Source organism: Thermocatellispora tengchongensis (assembly GCF_014202315.1).
In the GTDB taxonomy this organism is placed as follows: domain Bacteria; phylum Actinomycetota; class Actinomycetes; order Streptosporangiales; family Streptosporangiaceae; genus Thermocatellispora; species Thermocatellispora tengchongensis.
The window spans coordinates 626,267-644,204 of the sequence record NZ_JACHGN010000001.1; the positions used below are offsets into that span (position 1 = coordinate 626,267).

The window sequence follows — 17,938 nt, forward strand, 5'->3', positions numbered from 1 at the left end:
ATGGACCTGTCCGACCTGCTCAGCGCCGAGTGGTGGATCCTGACCTTCGGCCTGATCGGCATCCTCGCGATCATCTTCGCCGAGACCGGCCTGCTCATCGGGTTCTTCCTGCCCGGTGACTCGCTGCTGGTCGTCGCCGGCATCGGCGCCTCGGCCACGGTCGCCGCCGAGGTCGGGCTCGACCGGCCGTTCCCGCTGCCCGTGCTGCTCGTCGGCGCCCCGCTGTGCGCCATCGCGGGGGCGCAACTGGGCCATCTCATCGGCGCCAAGACCGGCCCGCGGCTGTTCTCGCGCCCCGACTCGCGGCTGTTCAAGCAGAAGTACGTCGAAAGGGCGCGGCACTACTTCGAGAGGTTCGGTCCCGCCAGGGCCGTGGTGCTGGCCAGGTTCATCCCCATCGTGCGCACGTTCCTCAACCCGGTGGCCGGCATGCTCGGCATACCCCCGCGCCGGTTCCTGCTGTGGAACGTCGTCGGCGGCGTGTTGTGGACCGACGGGCTGCTGCTGCTCGGCTACCTGATCGGCACCAGGATCCCCCACATCGACCGCTACATCCTGCCCGGCGCGGCCCTGATCATCCTGCTGTCGGTCATCCCGATCGTCCGCGAGGTCCTGAGGAACCGGCGCGAGGCCGCCGCGCCGTCCACCGGCGGGCACCGCCGCGCCGACGTCCCCTAGCGGGGCGCGTCCCGCCCCGGAAAGGGCGCCGGTTCTTTCCTCAGCGAGGATCTTTACTCATTCACTCCTCGCCAGGTCGGTCGTGAGACTCGCTCGCAACCCGCTACTCTCCGGGGTGTGGGACGCCACCGGTCTGATCCGATGGGGGTCGCCCGCCTGCTGCTCGCGGGCTTGGCGGTCCTGGGCCTGCTCGTGCTCGTCTTCGTGGGCATACGCGCCCTGGCGAGCTCCCTGGACGCCGGTACGCGACCCGTCGCGAGCCCCAGCGGGCCGCCCGGCGAGGGCACCGTCGCCACCCCCTCGCAGTCACAGAGCGCGATCGTGCCCACCGTGCTGATCGAGTGCCTCCAGGAGCGCTGTCAGAAGGTGTTCGTGCGCATTCCGGGCGGCGACGTGCTGCTCGACCGGGAGCTGAGCCGCGGCGAGCGGGCCGGCTTCACCGACGAGAAGCTGGACGTGGTGCTCGCCGACTCCGCCTCCGTGCGCGTCGAGGTCAACGGCGAGCCCCGCACCCCGGAGGAGCCCGGCGGGCGCGAGGCGTTCACCGTCACCCGCGAGGACTCCTGAGCGGCCGGCGCCTCAGCCGATGCCCAGGTCGGCGAGGGTGAACGCGGTGCGGTAGGTGAGGCCCTGGGCCTCGATCGCGGCGCCCGCGCCCCGATCCACGATCGTGGCCACCCCGACGACCTCCGCGCCCGCCTCGCGCAGCGCCTCCACCGCGGTCAGCACCGAGCCGCCGGTGGTCGAGGTGTCCTCCACCGCGAGCACCCGCCGCCCCGCCACGTCGGGGCCCTCGATCCGGCGCTGCAGGCCGTGGGCCTTGCCCGCCTTGCGCACCACGAACGCGTCCAGCTTGCGCCCGCGCGCCGCCGCCGCGTGCAGCATCGCGGTCGCGACCGGGTCGGCCCCCAGCGTGAGCCCGCCCACCGCCTCGTAGCCCAGGTCGTCGGTGAGGTCCAGCATCACCCGGCCCACCAGCGGGGCGGCCTGCCCGTCGAGGGTGATCCGGCGCAGGTCGACGTAGAAGTCGGCCTCCTGGCCGGAGGACAGCACCACCCGGCCGTGCACGACGCCCTTCGCCTTGATCTCGGCCAGCAGGTTCTCCCGATCGCTCATGCACCTCAGCTTAGGGCCGCCGCGGACGTGCGGGTCCGGGGCGTCGCCATCCTTTGCCCGGCAAAGCGGCGGCTCGGGTTTAGCAACGTCCCCCGCTGAGGAATCATGCGCAGTGCAACGTAACGTAATCGTGAGGTCACAATGAGTGGGGATTCGCGCCAGAGCGACGCCGAGCTGCTGCGGGCCGTCCGGGCCGGCGGCACCATGGCGTACGGGGCGCTGTACGAGCGGCACGTCGCCGCCGCCCGCGCGCTCGCGGCGCAGCTCGTCCACGACGAGGCCGAGGTCGAGGACGTCGTGGCCGAGACGTTCGGCGCGGTCCTGGACCAGGTGCGGCGGGGCGGCGGCCCGGAGGCCGCCTTCCGGCCCTACCTCCTGAGCGCCGTGCGCCGCACCTGCCACGAGCGCACCGGAGCCTGGCCGAGCGAGCCCGGCGAGCGTGGCGAACCCAGCGCATCCGGTGAACCGGGTGAACCCGGCGGGCCCAGTGAACCCGATGAACTCGGCGAACTCGTCGAGCGGGGCGAGCCCGTCGCCGATGCCGGGCCCGCGAGGCTGGAGCGGGCGCCGATCGCGCGGGCGTTCCTGTCGCTGCCGGAGCGGTGGCGGCTGGTGCTGTGGCACACGGAGGTCGAGAACGCCCGGCCGGCCGCGGTCGCGCCGCTGCTCGGCATGTCGGCCGGCGGTGCGGCGGCGCTGGCGTCGCGGGCCCGCGAGGGGCTGCGCCAGGCGTACCTGCACATGCACCTGGCCGGGGCGTCGCGCCAGGAGTGCCGGCCGGTCGCGGCCAAGCTGGGGGCGTACGCCCGGGGCGGGCTCGGGCGGCGCGAGAGCCGCCTGGTGGACGAGCACATCGCCGACTGCACCGACTGCCGCGCCGTCTACCACGAGCTGAACGACCTCGGCCAGGGCCTGCGGGTCGTGGTCGGGCCGCTGTACACCGGCCCGGTGCTGGCGGGCTACCTGGCGGCGCTCGCACGGGCGGAGGGCGGCCGGGCGGTGCCGGTCCTCGGCCGGATCGACCGTACGCCCAAGCCGTGGCTGGTCGCGTTCGCGGTCTCGGCGCCGGTGGCCGCCGCCGTGGTGGCCGGGGCGTACTTCCTGGTCTCCGCCGAGGGGCCGGTACGCCCGTTCGCCCGCCCGCCCGCGATCACGCCCACGCCCACGATCATGCCCGCGCCGGAGCGCCAGGAGCCCCCCTCGGCCCGGCCGTCCCCGCCGCGGCGGCCCGAGCCGACCCCGGTGCCCCCGCCGCCGGCCGCGCCCGAGCGCCGCCCGGCGGCCGGTGCTCGCCTCGTGGCCAGCATCGACCCGCTCGGCGCGCTGGTCCGGGCCCAGCCCGGCATCGTCGCCGTCCGGCTGCGCAACGAGGGCCGCCGGGCCAGCGGCGAGCTGACCGCCTTGATCGAGATGCCGCCCGGGGTCTCGCTGCTCGCCTCCGGCCGCCGGGGCGCGGGCGCCGCCGTGATCGAGCCGGTGGGCACGGTGGACGGCTGGTCCTGCCGTCCCGGCGCGGGCGGGGCCCGGTGCACCCGCCGGCCGCTCCCCGGCGGGGCCGCCACGGCCCTGTTCCTGCGGGTGGCGGTGGCCCCGAGGGCCCCCGAGGGCCCCGGTCCCGTCGTGCGGGTGGCCGCGGGGCGGGTGCGGGTCTCGGCACGGGCCGAGAGCGGCGTACGTACGGCGGGGGCTCCGGCCAGGTTCGCCACCGACGGCCGCGTCGCCACCCGGGTGATCGGCGGCACCCTGCTGAGCTGCCCCGCCGACGCCAGGGGCTGCGCCGCGGCACGCCGGCGCGCCGGCGCGCGCCCCGACAACGACCTGTGGCACATGCGGGCGGTGGACCGCGACCGCGACAGGACCACCGAGAGCTCCAGCTCGGCCCGGCTCGCCCTGCCGCGCGGCGGGCGGCTGGTGTGGGCCGGGCTGTACTGGTCCGGTGGCGGCTCCGCGGGCACGGCCGCCGCGGTCAAGGTCCGTCCGCCGGGCCGCAGCGGGTACGTCCGGGTGCGTGCGGCCGAGGTGAACGGCGCCGACCTGCCCGCCGGGCACGGCTACCAGGCGTTCGCCGACGTGACCCGGCTCGCCGGGGCGGGTGCGGAGGGCACCTGGTGGGTCGCCGACCCCCAGCTCCGCGAGGGGGTGTCCCGGCACGCCGGCTGGAGCCTGGTCGTGATCGCGACCGATCCGCGCCGGCCGTACAGCCAGGCCGTGGTCCTGGACACCACGACGCCGGTGCACCATCCCACCGACGGGGGCACCGCGCTGGAGATGCCGCTGGCCGGGCTGACCCCGGCCGCGGCCCCCGCCCGAGTGGACCTGGTCGTCTGGGAGGGAGACGCGGGCCTGGCCGGCGACCGGGTGAGCGTGGGCCGGGGCACGCCGCTGCGCCCGGCGGGCGGCGGGCGCGACCCGGCCAACCCGTTCGACGGCTCGGTGCCGGGATCGGCCGACGGAACCTTCGGCGTGGACGTGGACGCCTTCCACTCGGTCCTCGGCCGCGACCCGGTGCTCCGGGTCGCCACCAGGAGGGATGTCCTGTTGTGTGGAGTGGTGGTGGTGAACGTGCATGCCCGTTCCTGATGGCTAGGTCCAAATATCCGGACAAACTGGTACGGTCTGCGTGAACGCTCCCGCGCGCGAGCGTGCGCAGGCCGAATCGTCGGGATTCACCCGCGCGCGATCGACTGCTTCATTACCCTGAGAAAGGGCCGCCAGGAGGCTCTGAGGGGTGCAGAGCCAAGGGTTCGGCCACAAGGAAGGGGCGGTGTCGTGGATCGCTGTGCGCTGTTCGTTGACGCTGGCTACCTGCTGGCCGACGGCGCGATGGCCGTGCACGGCACCCGCCATCGCGAGGCCGTCACCTGGGACTATCCCGGCCTGCTGCAACTGCTGGACAACCTCTCCCGCGAGCGCACCGGCCTGCCGCTGCTGCGCTGCTACTGGTACGAGGCCACCGTCGAGGGCCGCCGCACGCCCGAGCACGACACCCTCGCCGACCTGCCCGGCCTCAAGCTCCGCCTGTCGCGGATCAGGCCCGGCCGCCGCGAGGGCGTCGATGCCCAGGTGCACCGCGACCTGATGACCCTGGCCCGCAACAACGCCATCTGCGACGCGGTCGTGGTCAGCGGTGACGAAGACCTCGCCCAGGTCGTCTGCGACGCCCAGGATCTCGGCATCCGGGTGACCGTCGTCCACATCGCCGCCGACGGAAGCTGGGCGGTCTCCCGCTCGCTCCGCCAGGAGTGCGACGACCTGATCGAGATCGGCGGCGCCCACCTGCGGCCGTACGTCACGCTCAACACCGGCGCCTCCGAGGCCGCGTCCCCGGCCCTGTCCAACGGCCACCACCCCCTGCCGCCCGGCTCCCAGGCCCTGACCAGCGGCTCGCACCCCCTCCAGCCGTCCGCGCCCCCGCCGTCCCTCGCCCCGGCCCCGTCCCACTCACAGCCGCCCTCGCACGCGCAAACGCATTCACAGACGCCGTCCCATTCACAAGCGCCGTCCCTGTCGCCGTCGCCGGGCAACGCGTCCACCCCTCCGGCGGGCAGCCCGCTGCCGTCCGCCCCGCAGCAGCCCACCGGCGGCCATGCCCTGCCGCCCGCCCCGCCGCAGCAGGAGCAGCAGTCCGCCCTCCCGCAGGGCCAGACCCAGCAGAGCCCGCCGCCGTCGCAGTCGCAGAACGGCGCGTCGCCGCAGCCCCAGCAGCCGCAGCCGATGGGCGGCCACCACGCCTCGCCCACCTCGCCCACTCCCCAGCAGCCCGACCAGGGCGCCACCCAGTCGGGCATGCCCTCGGGCGCCTTCCACCTGACCAGCGCCCAGCCCGCGATCAACGTCAACACCCCGCAGCAGCCACCGGCCCACGGCAGCCACCACGCCACGGGCAACGGCCAGTCGCCGTCCCCCCAACCGCCCGCCGGGCCCCCGTCCGGCAACCACTCCGCCCCGCCGCAGCAGCAGGGCCAGGGCCAGCACGACCAGTCGGCCCTGCCGGCCCCGCTGTCGTACCAGGGCTACAACCAGGAGCCCCAGGGCCAGCAGACGCAGCAGCCCAAGCATCCGCCCGCCATAGCGCCCACCGGCCCCCAGTACCAGGGCTCGTCCACCTACGGCCCCGCCCAGTTGGGCCCCTACACCGGCCCTCAGGCGGCCCCCGTCCCCGCCCAGGCCACCCACCAGAGCGGCGGCACCACCACCCTCGCCGACGCGGTCAAGGCGGCCCACAAGGAAGGCCACGACTTCGGCGAGTCGGTCGCCCGCGACGCCCCCGCCCTGTGGCTGGAGGCCGTCCTGGCCCGCAAGCCCCGCATGCCCAGCGACCTTGAGGCCCGCCTCCTCCAGGGCTCCTCCCTCCCCATCGACTTCCTCCTGCACGACGAGGTCCGCCACGCCCTGCGAAGAGGCTTCTGGGACGCCTTAGAACGCGCCCGCCGCTGAATCCCCTCCTCGCCCTTTCTTCAGCACCACCCCTCTCTCACCTCCCCGTCCTTCACCGCCCCAGGCACCCCCACGCCTACGGCCGGAACAAGTCACGACATATCCGGGCATCGGCCACTGCCGTCCGGTGTGCTCCCGGCCGTGGCCAGGGTGACGGAGGACGTGAGGGGCGAGGGCCGTAGCGGGGGTGACCATTGGCGGTGATTGGGAGCGGGTGGAGCCGCAGCGGGGGGCGGCGGCGGAAGGTGGATGTACCCGGTGTCGGCCAGGGCCGCTATTCGAAATCGGCTCGCCGCGCCGCGGACGTGTGTCGGCCGACGAGCGCGCACGGCCACCACGGCCGGGGTCCGCGGATTGACGGGCGTCCAGCCGAGGCCGCCGCCCAGGTTCGACTCGCCGCCCCCGTCCACACTCGGGCCCTCGCTGAAGACCTGCTTGCTTGCTCCGCTCCCAGGCCGTGTGCGGCCCACATGTTCTGGCCTTGGCCTTTTCCGGGGCGTCGCGACAGTGAGACGGGGTACGGCGCGAATCGGCGCCCATGCGGGGACCGTCGCCGAACTACGGAGCTCCCCATACATTCGACCCTCCTCGGCGAGGGGGTGGTGGTGAGCATCGGGCGAGCCGCCGGGTTCAGGTGACGAGGGCTTGGAGCAAGTCGCGCAGGGATGCCTGTTGCGTCTGGCTGAGGGCGGTCAGCGGGGAGTAGGCGTTCAGGCGTTCCAGGACGTCGCCCCTTCGGCGTTCGCCTGCGGGCGTGAGCACGATCTGCTTGGCGCGCCGGTCGGTCGGGTGAGGTCGCCGCTCGATCAGGCCCTGCTGTTCCAGCCGGTCGAGGACGAACGTGGCGTTGGAGGCCTCGCAGGACATCCGGTTGGCCAGTTCCCGTGCGGTGATCGGGTCCGAAAGCTCGCGCAGCGCCACCACCTGGGTGGGGGTCAGCCCGAGTTCCTCGGAGACGCGGCGCACATGGGCGTCCAGCTTCTGGATGAACCGGTGGGCCAGCTTGCACACCTCCCGGTCGATCTGCTGCTTCGTCGCCACGTCCGCCACCGCATCGGACTGTTCAGCCATGCCCTGAGTGTAGCGGAACTACTTCGAGTCATGATAGTTATGACTCGCATGATTCGAACTCGAAGTATGTGGAGGGCTGCATGCTGCTTCTGGTCTTCTCGCTCATGATCATGGTCTTCGGCCTGACCACTGGCGAGTTCGTTATCGCGGGGATCTTGCCGGACGTGGCGCGCGATCTGTCGGTGTCGATTCCGGCGGCCGGACTGCTGGTCAGCGCGTACGCCGCCGGCATGATCGTCGGCGGGCCGGTGATCACGACACTGACCGCGCGGCTGCCCCGCCGCCCGCTCATCGCCGGGCTCATCGTCACCTCGATCGCCGGGAACGCCGCGTCGGCCCTCGCCCCCACCTACCCGATCCTGCTGGCCGCGCGCTTCGTCGCCGGGCTGGTGGTGGCCACCTTCTTCGCCGTCGCGATCGCCACCGCCGTCTCCACCGCCCTTCCCGGTAAGCAGGGCTCCACGGTGGCGCGGCTGACGCTCGGCATGAACCTGGGCATCATCGCCGGCACTCCGCTGGGAACCTTCATCGGTCACAACCTCGGCTGGCGGGCGACCTTCGCCGCGATCGCCGTGTTCAGCGCCGCCGCACTGGTGCTGGTGCTGCGATCCGTCCCCGGTGAGCCCGCGCCTGAGATCGGCTCGTTGCTGGGCGAGCTGCGCGTGTTCACGCGCCGGGACGTCGCGCTCGCCATCGCCCTGACCGCGGTGGGGAACCTGGGGGTCGTCACCGTCTTCAGCTTCCTGGCGCCGTTGGCCATCGACGTCAGCGGGTTCTCCGACGGGACGTTGCCGGTACTGCTGCTGGTGTACGGAACCGGCGCGGTCGCCGGCAACTTCCTGGGCGGCCGGCTGGCCGACAAGGCGCTCATGCCCTCGCTGGCCGGCCTGCTGGCCGTGCTGGCGGGGGTGCTCGCGGTGGGCTGGGCGGTCGGCGGTCACCAGGTGTCCGCCGCCGTGCTGTGGTTCGTGCTCGGTGTCCTGGCGTTCGCCATCATTCCGGGCATGCAGACCCGCGTGCTGACCACCGCCCAGGCCGCACCCACCCTGGCCGTCGCCGTCAACGCCTCCGGCTTCCAACTCGCCGCCGCGTTCGCCGGATGGCTCGGCGGACGGCTCATCGACGGCCCGGGACCGCGTTCGATCTACCTGGTCGCCGCCGTCCTCACCGTCGCGGGCCTGCTCATCGCGCTCTACTCGTTGCGGCGCGACCGCCTCCGTTCCGCCCGCCCGGGGGTCGGGGCGGGCCGTACGGTCAGCTGAGGGCGTCGAAGCCGGCTCTCAGGTGGAGGACTCGGTCGGTGAGGTCGGAGAGGGGGCCGGTGAGGGCGGGGTCGTTGGACTTGCGGGCGAGTTCGCGGACCCGGGCGAGTTCGTCCTCTACCGCGGTGAGGCGGCGGGAGAGTTCGGGGAGGACGGCGGCGGGGGTGGAGGGGGTGCCTTCGGGGAGTTCGGAGGCGAGGCGTTCGCGGAGGAGGGCGGCCTGTTCGGCGAGGCGGCGGTTCATGTTGTAGAGCTCGACGAAGACCGAGACCTTGGCGCGCAGGACCCAGGGGTCGAAGGGCTTGGTCAGGTAGTCCACGGCGCCGGCGGCGTAGCCGCGGAAGGCGTAGTCGGGGGCGCTGTCGACCACGGTCAGGAAGATGATCGGGATGTTGCGGGTACGCTCGCGCCGCTTGATGTGGGCCGCGGTCTCGAAGCCGTCCATGCCGGGCATGCGCACGTCGAGGAGGATGAGCGCGAACTCCGTGCTGAGCAGCGCCTTCAGGGCCTCCTCTCCGGAGCGGGCGCGCACCGGGGACAGGTCGAGCGAGCTCAGGATCGCCTCAAGGGCGATCAGGTTCTCCTCACGGTCGTCTACGAGGAGGATCTTGGCTCGGTCCGGCATGGATCACGACCCTTCCTGTGTCTCGGCGGACGACACCCGGCCCCGCGTGAGCCAGCCACGCAGGCGTTCGAGCAGACGGTCCACGTCAACCGGCTTCGGCACGTAGTCGGAGGCGCCGGAGGCGATGCTCTTCTCGCGGTCCCCTCTCATGACCTTAGCCGTCAGCGCGATAATTGGTAGATCCGCGAACTGTGGCATCCGCCGGATCGCGGAGGTGGTCGCCCAGCCGTCCATCTCCGGCATCATGATGTCCATCAGCACCAGCGCGACGTCCTCGTTGCGTTCGAGCTGCTCGATGCCCTCGCGGCCGTTCTCGGCGTAGACGACGGTCGAGCCGTGCCGCTCCAGCACGCTGGTCAGCGCGAAGACGTTGCGGATGTCGTCGTCCACGATCAGGATCTTGGCGCCGACCAGGGGATCTTCGCCGTGCCAGGACTGGATGTCGGCCATGGGGGCGAGCTGCGGCACCGGCAGGTTCTCCGGCAGCTCGATGTCGGGCAGGACGTCGTCGCCGCTCGGCGTGTACGTCGTGACCGTGTCGGTGCTCGTCACCCGCTGCTGGCCCTGCCGGGCCGCGGCGCCGCCGTCGCGGGCGGCGAGCGGGCCGGTGTACGACGGGGGCAGGAACAGGGTGAAGATGCTGCCCTTGCCCGGCTCGCTGTCCACGTGGATCTCGCCGCCGAGCAGCCGGGCGATCTCGCGGCAGATCGACAGGCCGAGGCCGGTGCCGCCGTACTTGCGGCTGGTGGTGCCGTCGGCCTGGCGGAACGCCTCGAAGATGACCTCCAGCTTGTCCGGTGCGATGCCGATGCCGGTGTCCTCGACCTGGAAGGCGAGGATGCCCTCGGCGCCGCGCAGGGTCTCGTCGTCGAAGACGACGTCGGGCGGCGCGGGCACGACGCGCATGCGCACCTCGCCCTTGGGGGTGAACTTGACCGCGTTGGACAGCAGGTTGCGCAGCACCTGCTGGAGCCGCTGCTCGTCGGTGCGCAGCTCCTGCGGCACCGCCGGATCGACCTCGACCGCGAACGCCAGGCCCTTGTCCTGCGCGAGCGGGGAGAAGGTGGCCTCGACGTAGTCGACCAGCTTGGGCAGCGAGATCTGCTGCGGGTGGATGTCCATCCGGCCCGCCTCGACCTTGGACAGGTCGAGGATGTCGTTGATGAGCTGGAGCAGCGCCGAGCCCGCGCCGTGGATCGTACGGGCGAACTCCACCTGCTGCGGGGTCAGGTTGCCCTCGGAGTTCTCGGTGAGCAGCTTGGCCAGCACGAGCAGGCTGTTCAGCGGGGTGCGCAGCTCGTGGGACATGTTGGCCAGGAACTCCGACTTGTACCGGGAGGAGACGGCGAGCTGTTCGGCCCGCTCCTCCAGGGTGCGCCGGGCCTGCTCGATCTGGAAGTTCTGGATCTCGATCGCGCGGTTCTGCTTGGCCAGCAGCGCCGCCTTGTCCTCCAGCTCGGCGTTGGAGCGGCGCAGCTCCTCCTGCTGGCGCTGCAACTCGTCGGAGCGCTCCTGGAGCTCGCGGGTGAGCCGCTGCGACTCGGTGAGCAGGTCCTCGGTGCGGGAGTTGGCGATGATGGTGTTCATCGAGACGCCGATGGTCTCGACGAGCTGGGTCAGGAAGTCGAGGTGGATCTGGCTGAACTCGGTGAACGAGGCCAGCTCCAGCACGCCGAGCACCTTGCTCTCGAACAGGATCGGCAGCACCACGATCTGGGCCGGCCGGGACCTGCTCAGGCCGGTGTCGATGGTGATGTACTCGGCCGGCACCTCGTCCAGGATGATGTGCTTGCCCTCCAGGGCGGCCTGGCCGACGATGCCCTCGCCCATGCCGAAGTGGGTGCGCGGGCCGGTGCCGGCGCGGATGCCGTAGCCCGCGATCAGGATCAGGTCGTGGTGCGAGGCGGTGTCCACGCCGTAGAAGGCGCCGTAGCGCGCCGAGACCAGCGGGGTCAGCTCGCTCATGATCAGCTTGGCGACCTCGATCAGGTCGCGGTGGCCCTGCATGAGCCGGCTGATGCGGGCCAGGTTGGACTTCAGCCAGTCCTGTTCCTCGTTGGCCTTGGTGGTGTCGCGCAGGTTGGACACCATCCGGTTGATGTTGTCCTTCAGGTCGGCCAGCTCACCCTGGGCGCTGACGGTGATCGTACGGGTGAGGTCGCCCTGCGCCACCGCGCCGGTGACCTCGGCGATGGCGCGCACCTGGGTGGTCAGGTTGCCCGCCAGCTCGTTCACGCTCTCGGTGAGCCGCTTCCAGGTGCCCTCGACGCCCTCGACCCGCGCCTGGCCGCCGAGCCGGCCCTCGGTGCCGACCTCGCGGGCCACTCGGGTGACCTCGTCGGCGAAGGAGCTGAGCTGCTCGACCATGGTGTTCATGGTCGTCTTCAGGGCCAGGATCTCGCCCTGGGCGTTGACGTCGATCTTGCGGGTGAGGTCGCCGTTGGCGACGGCGGTGGTGACCTCGGCGATGTTGCGGACCTGCGAGGTCAGGTTGCTGGCCATGCTGTTGACGTTGTCGGTGAGGTCCTTCCAGACCCCCGAGACGCCGCGGACGCGGGCCTGGCCGCCGAGCTGGCCCTCGGTGCCGACCTCGCGGGCGACGCGGGTGACCTCGTCGGCGAAGGAGCTGAGCTGGTCCACCATCGTGTTCATGGTGTCCTTGAGCTGCAGGATCTCGCCCTGGGCGTCGGCGGTGATCTTCTTGGACAGGTTGCCCTGGGCCACCGCCGTGGCCACGGTGGCGATGGCGCGGACCTGGGTGGTCAGGTTGTTGGCCATCACGTTGACGTTGTCGGTGAGGTCCTTCCAGACGCCCGACACGCCGCGCACCTGGGCCTGGCCGCCGAGCTGGCCCTCGGTGCCCACCTCGCGGGCCACCCGGCTCACCTCCGAGGCGAAGGAGCTGAGCTGATCGACCATCGTGTTCATGGTCGTCTTCAGGGCCAGGATCTCGCCCTGCGCGTCAACGTCGATCTTGCGGGTGAGGTCGCCGTTGGCGACCGCGGTGGTGACCTCGGCGATGTTGCGGACCTGCGAGGTCAGGTTGTTCGCCATGCTGTTGACGTTGTCGGTGAGGTCCTTCCAGACGCCCGAGACGCCGCGGACGCGGGCCTGGCCGCCGAGCTGGCCCTCGGTGCCCACTTCGCGGGCGACGCGGGTGACCTCGTCGGCGAAGGAGCTGAGCTGGTCCACCATCGTGTTCATGGTGTCCTTGAGCTGCAGGATCTCGCCCTGCGCGTCGGCGGTGATCTTCTGCGAGAGGTCGCCCTGGGCCACCGCGGTGGCGACGGTGGCGATGGCGCGCACCTGTGTGGTCAGGTTGCCCGCCATGAAGTTCACGTTGTCGGTGAGGTCCTTCCAGACGCCGGAGATGCCCTGCACCTGGGCCTGGCCGCCGAGCTGGCCCTCGGTGCCGACCTCGCGGGCCACTCGGGTGACCTCCTCGGCGAAGGCGGAGAGCTGGTCGACCATGGTGTTCATGGTGGTCTTCAGCTCGAACAGCTCGCCCACCGCGTCCACGGTGACCTTGCGGCTCAGGTCGCCGCGCGCCACCGCCGTGGTGACCAGCGCGATGTCGCGCACCTGGGCCGAGACGCGGCTGGACATGGTGTTGACGGCCTCGGTGAGGTCGCGCCAGCTCCCCGACATGCCGCGCAGGTTGGCCCGCCCGCCCAGGCGCCCCTCGGTGCCGGCCTCGCGGGCCACCCTGGTCACCTCGGAGGTGAACAGGGAGAGCTGGTCCACCATGCCGTTGATCGCCTTGCCCAGCCGGCGCACCTCGCCCCGCGCGGTGCGGTCGAGGTCGATCCGGCGCGACAGGTCGCCCTTGGCGACGGCGTCGATCACGTCGGCGGCGCCGCTGACCGGGCTCACCAGGGCCTCGATCAGCGCGTTGACCGAATCGACGTTCTCGGCCCAGGCCCCGGCGCCGAGGCCGGGGGTCAGCCGTTCGCCGAACCTGCCCTCGCGGACCACCTCGCGCCGGACGCGCTGCAACTCGTTCGACAGGTGCTCCTGCCGATCGACGATCTGGTTCAGCACGGTCTGCACCTCGCTGAGCACGCCGTCGCGCGTGGCGGGGACGCGGCGGCGGAAGTCGCCGTCGCGCCACTGCTCCAGCACTTCGAGCAGTGGCTTGAGCTCGGACTCGGTATAACACCGCTCCGAGGGGTCCGACGTGGTGCCGGCGGTGTTCATGCGACCTCCTTCACCCGCGGGTGTGCAGCCGTGAGTGATGCCAGTCTGTCACGATGGGTAGCCTGTAGTCCTGTCCTCGATTTACCCCATGTCAGTGCGAAGTGTGGTAGGCACTGAACAGTGACCGAATCTCACCGCGCCGTGCTCGCCGCGACGTTCGCTCCCGGCGAGGCGGCCGTGCCAGCCGCGAGGCGGTTCACCCGCGAGGTGATGACCGCGTGGGCCGCTTCTGCAGTGCTGCCCGCGGCCGAGCAGGTCACCGGCGAGATGGTCGCCCAGATCGACGGGGCTCCGTTCGAAGTGGTGTGGGGGCACCGCGGGCATGCGGTCCAACTTGAGATCCGGCAAAAGGACGTTACCCGAGAGCACGTAAAAGCGCCAAGCGTGCCCGTGGAGGAGTGGGGTCTCACCTTCTCCGGCGACATGCGCACCCACTGGGTGCGCCTGGCCCTGCCGGGCTCGGCCGAGCAGGTGGCGGCCGAGTGGAGCGAGGAGACCAAGCGCGGGCCGTACTGGCTGGGGTTCCTGGCCGACGCCAGCGACCTGCTGGCGAGCGCGCTCGACCCCGACCTGGTGCCCGCGATCATCGCCCAGATCGTGGTGCCCCGCCTGGCCACCTGGTGCGCGGTCTACACCTCCGACGAGGGGCTGGGGCCGCTGCGCCCGGCGTACCTGTGGCACGCCGACGAGGCGCGCATCGACTCGCTGCGCGAGCAGCTCGCCACGATCCAGATCCCGCCCGCGCAGGGGCCCGGCACGGTCGTGCTCAGCGTGGCCGACTCGCAGGTGCTGGCGGTGCCGCTGCTGGCCAGGGGGCGCGGGCTGGGCGTGATGTGCCTGGGCCGCACCGACCGGTTCCCCGACGACATCATCCAGTTCGCCGAGGACATCGGCCGCCGCGCCGCGCTGGCGATGGACAACGCCCGCCTGTACGCCCAGCAGGCCGCGGCCAACCGGGCGCTCCAGCGCAGCCTGCTCCCGCCCGGCGATCCCGACGTGCCCGGCCTGGACTACGGCGTGGTCTACGAGCCCGCCGGCGAGACCAACGAGGTCGGCGGCGACTTCTACGACCTGTTCGCCTGCGCCGACGGCGCCTGGCGGTTCGCGATCGGCGACGTGTGCGGCACCGGCCCCGAGGCCGCCGCGGTGACCGGCCTGGCCCGGCACACCCTGCGGCTGCTGGCCCGCGAGGGCCACGGCGTCGCCGCGGTGCTCGGCCGGCTGAACGAGGCGATCCTGGAGGAGGGCGAGCGGGCCCGGTTCCTGACCCTGCTGCACGGCGAGATCACCCAGACCGCCCACGGCCTGGATGTGAAGCTGGTGTCGGCCGGCCACCCCGAGGCGCTGCGGCTGCGGCCCAGCGGCGTGGTCGAGGTGGTGGCCACGCCGCAGTCGCTGCTGGGGGTGTTCCCCGAGGTCTCCTTCGAGGAGGATCTGGTCCGGCTCGACCACGACGACGTGCTGCTCGCGGTCACCGACGGCGTGACCGAGCGCCGCTCGGGCTCCCGGCTGCTCGACGACGACGGCGGGCTGGCCAAGATCCTGGCCGAGTGCGTGGGCCTGTCGGCCCAGGCCGTGGCCGAGCGCATCCGGCGCCGGGTGCAGGACTTCGCCCCCGAGCCCAGCGCCGACGACCTGGCGATCCTGGTCCTGCGGGCCGGCTAGGCGGTGCCGGGCCGGCCGGAGCCGCCGGGGGCCGGCCTCGGGCCGGTCACGCCATCGGCTTGGGCGTGTTCAGCCGGGAGCGGGCGAAGTCGAGCTGGGCGGCCATCTGGGCGATGCGCTCGGCGGTGACCAGCGAGCCGTGCCCGGCGTCGAACCGGTAGACCTCGTGGTCGTGGCCGCGCGCGGCCAGCCGGGCGACGTACGCCTCGACCTGCCGGATCGGGCAGCGCGGGTCGTTCTCGCCGGCCAGGATCAGCACCGGGGCCTCGACCTGGTCCACGTACGTGATCGGCGAGGACGCGGCGTACACGTCGGGCACCTCGGCGGGAGAGCCGCCGAGCAGGCTGCGGTGGTAGGCGCGCAGGCCCTCGGTCTCCTCCTCGTACGTCGCCGCGTGGTCGGCGATCGGCACGGCCGCGATGCCGGCGGCCCAGATCTTGGGCTGGGTGCCCAGGGCGAGCAGGGTGAGGAAGCCGCCCCAGGAACCGCCCGCGACCACGAGCCGGTCGGGGTCGGCGATGCCCTGGGCGACGACGTGCTCGCGCACCGCCGAGACGTCGGCCAGCTCGATGTGGCCGACCTCGCCGTGCAGCGCGTCGCGCCAGGCCGAGCCGTACCCGGTGGAGCCGCGGTAGTTGACCCGCACGACCGCGAAGCCGTGGTCCACCCAGGCCGCGACCGGCGGGGAGAAGGAGTCCACGTCCTGCGTGCCCGGCCCGCCGTGCAGCAGGAAGACGGCCGGGTACGGCGGGCCGCCGCGCTCGGGCCGCGAGACCAGCGCGTGCACCCGGCCGCCGGGGCCCTCGACGTCCAGGTCCTCGACCGGGACCGAGGGCGGGGAGGACGGGCCGGGCGGGTTGAGCACGATGCCGCCGGTGCTGGAGCGGACCACGGGCGGGTGGGCGGCGCTGGACCAGACGTATTCGACGGTGCCGTCGGGACGCGCGCCGGCCGCCTCGATGACGCCGTGTGGGGTCTCGATCGGGATCATGTCGCCGGCGCCGAGGTCGTAGCGGTGCAGGCGGGTGCGGCCCCGGGAGTTGCGCACGATGAGCAGGGCGCGGCCGTCCTCGTACCAGTCGGCGGTGATCTCGCCCTGGTCGCGCAGCCAGACCTCGCGCTGGTCGCCGGTCACCGGGTCCCAGATCAGCGGCTCGCGCCGGCCGCGCCGCTCGTGCAGCACGAGCAGGCGGCGGTCGCCGGGCACCGGGGCGAAGCGCAGGCCGACGACGCCCTTGCCGGGCCCGTCGTGCAGGTCGCCGACCGTGGAGCCGTCGGGACGCAGCACGCGCAGCGCCGGGTGCTGGTGGTCGCCGTGCTCGCTGTGCCCGATCGCGATCAGCGAGCCGTCCAGGGAGATCGCGGCGACGTGCGCGGACTCGGCGTGCTCGTAGATCACCTTGGTGGACTCGCCGGGGCGCACGAGGTGGACGCGGAAGCCCTCGCCGGGCGTGGCCATGCCGATGGCCGCCGTGCCCGCGGCGGACAGGGCGATCCCGGCGGGGTGGCCGGGGCCGGGCCCGACGGGCTCGTCCGGGCCGCCCGCGAACGGCTGGCGCATCCACTGGCCGCGCTCGTCGCCGTCGGTGTCGGCGAACCACCAGATCCAGCGTCCGGTGGGATCGATCGCGCCGTACGCCGTGCCGTTCCGGCGGTCGGTGACCTGCCGGGAGGTTCCGGAAGTGCGGTCCCAAGCGTAGATTTCCCAGGTTCCGGAAGCGTTGCACCGGTAGACGGCCTGGCTCGGGGCCTGCCTCGCCCACACGGGCAGCGTCATCCGTGGCGCCCGGAACCTGGCTTGCCAGCGTTCCTCCGCCTTCATATGGCGCGTCCCCTCCCTCGGGTCCGCATCGCGCACGTGCGACTGCGCGCGAGAGGACCCAACGCTCGCCCGGCTACGGGTTCGGCGGGTTGCCGTCCAGTATCTCGCGTTGGGGCGGGAAATGTTCAAGGAATGTGTCGGATTTTGGGACTAATGGCCACTTCAGTAACACCTGTCCCGCAGGCCAGTCAAGGAATCCGCTTGATCAACGCGCCGGTTCGAAGGTAGACATGCGGAACGCCGCCGTCACCGCGAGGGGGGTCGCGAGGGCCCCGATCCGCTCCCGCAGCGCCGCCGGGTCGGCGTGCCACGCGCTCGGTCCCATCGCCACGACGGCCTCGATCGCCTCGGGGCCGAGGTCGAGCCCGAACCGTACCACCCGCCGATCCGTCTCGGCGAACCCGCCCCCGCTCAGGCTGCGCTCCACCCGCCGCTCCTTGTCCTCGTCCACCGACAGCAGGCCGAGCATCCCGACGAGCGGACGCAGGTGGTCCGGCTCCGGCGTGACCACGACGAGCACGCCGCCCGGCCGCAGCACCCGGGCGAACTCCGGGCCGTTGCGCGGCGCGAACACGTTCAGCACGACGTCCACGGCGGCGTCGGCGACCGGCAGGGGCCGCCAGATGTCGGCCACGACCGCGCCCACGCGCGGATGGGCGCGTGCCGCGCGTTTGACGGCGTGCTTGGACACGTCGAGCGCGATCCCGCGGGCCTCGGCGGGCAGGGCGCGGGCCAGGTAGTAGCCGGTGCCGGCGCCGGCGTCCAGCACGGCCCCGCCCGGGGGCAGCGCGGCGCGTACGGTCCGGGCCAGCGTGTCCGCGAGCGGCGCGTAGTGTCCGGCCCGCAGGAACGCGTCGCGGGCGGCGACCATGGCCGGGCTGTCGGCCGTGCCCGGCGAGCCCGCGCCCGCCAGCAGGCTGACGTACCCCTGCCGCGCCACGTCGAAGGCGTGGCCCGCGCCGCAGCGCAGCGCACCCGCGCCCGGCGTCAGCGCCCCGCCGCACACCGGGCAGGCCAGCAGGTCCACGACATCGTCCAGCACGGGCACCAGGCTAGAGCCAGGCG

12 protein-coding genes are annotated in these 17,938 nt (G+C 72.8%); 6 read left to right on the plus strand and 6 right to left on the minus strand.

All coding sequences use genetic code 11. The annotated features are described in order from the left end of the window. Both HNP84_RS03105 and HNP84_RS03110 read left to right on the plus strand, forming a co-directional pair. Positions 1-678 carry a DedA family protein gene (locus HNP84_RS03105; protein ID WP_185047748.1) on the plus strand — a complete coding sequence of 226 codons (678 nt, stop codon included), beginning with the start codon at positions 1-3 and terminating at the stop codon, positions 676-678. Between the two features lie 117 nt (positions 679-795). Continuing rightward, positions 796-1,245 carry a hypothetical protein gene (locus tag HNP84_RS03110; RefSeq protein WP_185047749.1) on the plus strand — a complete coding sequence of 150 codons (450 nt, stop codon included), beginning with the start codon at positions 796-798 and terminating at the stop codon, positions 1,243-1,245. Between the two features lie 12 nt (positions 1,246-1,257). Here the strand turns inward: HNP84_RS03110 and pyrE are convergent, their stop codons facing one another. Beyond that, complete coding sequence (gene pyrE / locus HNP84_RS03115; RefSeq protein WP_185047750.1) at positions 1,258-1,794, minus strand: orotate phosphoribosyltransferase; 537 nt, start codon at positions 1,792-1,794, stop codon at positions 1,258-1,260. A 141-nt stretch (positions 1,795-1,935) separates the two neighbouring features. Between pyrE and HNP84_RS03120 the strand changes: the two genes are divergently transcribed. Then, positions 1,936-4,374 (plus strand): sigma factor, encoded by a 2,439-nt coding sequence (locus tag HNP84_RS03120; protein WP_185047751.1) that lies wholly within the window; start codon positions 1,936-1,938, stop codon positions 4,372-4,374. 189 nt (positions 4,375-4,563) lie between these two features. Further along, positions 4,564-6,231 carry an NYN domain-containing protein gene (locus HNP84_RS03125; RefSeq protein WP_185047752.1) on the plus strand — a complete coding sequence of 556 codons (1,668 nt, stop codon included), beginning with the start codon at positions 4,564-4,566 and terminating at the stop codon, positions 6,229-6,231. A gap of 630 nt (positions 6,232-6,861) precedes the next feature. Here the strand turns inward: HNP84_RS03125 and HNP84_RS03130 are convergent. Further along, on the minus strand, positions 6,862-7,302 hold the full coding sequence (locus HNP84_RS03130; protein WP_185047753.1) for a MarR family winged helix-turn-helix transcriptional regulator: 441 nt from the start codon (positions 7,300-7,302) through the stop codon (positions 6,862-6,864). A gap of 80 nt (positions 7,303-7,382) precedes the next feature. Here HNP84_RS03130 and HNP84_RS03135 point away from each other — a divergent pair, with 80 nt between their 5' ends. After that, positions 7,383-8,564 carry an MFS transporter gene (locus HNP84_RS03135; RefSeq protein WP_185047754.1) on the plus strand — a complete coding sequence of 394 codons (1,182 nt, stop codon included), beginning with the start codon at positions 7,383-7,385 and terminating at the stop codon, positions 8,562-8,564. Here the strand turns inward: HNP84_RS03135 and HNP84_RS03140 are convergent. Then, positions 8,557-9,189 carry a response regulator gene (locus HNP84_RS03140; protein ID WP_185047755.1) on the minus strand — a complete coding sequence of 211 codons (633 nt, stop codon included), beginning with the start codon at positions 9,187-9,189 and terminating at the stop codon, positions 8,557-8,559. The genes HNP84_RS03135 and HNP84_RS03140 overlap by 8 nt on opposite strands. Before the next feature lie 3 nt (positions 9,190-9,192). After that, entirely contained in the window at positions 9,193-13,386 is a 4,194-nt protein-coding gene (locus HNP84_RS03145) for a HAMP domain-containing protein (protein ID WP_185047756.1), read from the minus strand. 120 nt (positions 13,387-13,506) lie between these two features. Here HNP84_RS03145 and HNP84_RS55835 point away from each other — a divergent pair, with 120 nt between their 5' ends. Continuing rightward, positions 13,507-15,051, plus strand: a complete 1,545-nt coding sequence (locus HNP84_RS55835) for a PP2C family protein-serine/threonine phosphatase (protein ID WP_312923516.1) — start codon at positions 13,507-13,509, stop codon at positions 15,049-15,051. A gap of 46 nt (positions 15,052-15,097) precedes the next feature. Here the strand turns inward: HNP84_RS55835 and HNP84_RS03155 are convergent, their stop codons facing one another. Then, the gene (locus HNP84_RS03155; RefSeq protein ID WP_185047757.1) at positions 15,098-16,873 is read right to left on the minus strand and encodes a S9 family peptidase; all 1,776 of its coding nucleotides are present in this window, start codon (positions 16,871-16,873) and stop codon (positions 15,098-15,100) included. A 205-nt stretch (positions 16,874-17,078) separates the two neighbouring features. Then, positions 17,079-17,915: a putative RNA methyltransferase gene (locus tag HNP84_RS03160; protein WP_185047758.1), complete on the minus strand. Its 837-nt coding sequence runs from the start codon at positions 17,913-17,915 to the stop codon at positions 17,079-17,081. Positions 17,916-17,938 lie beyond the last annotated feature (23 nt).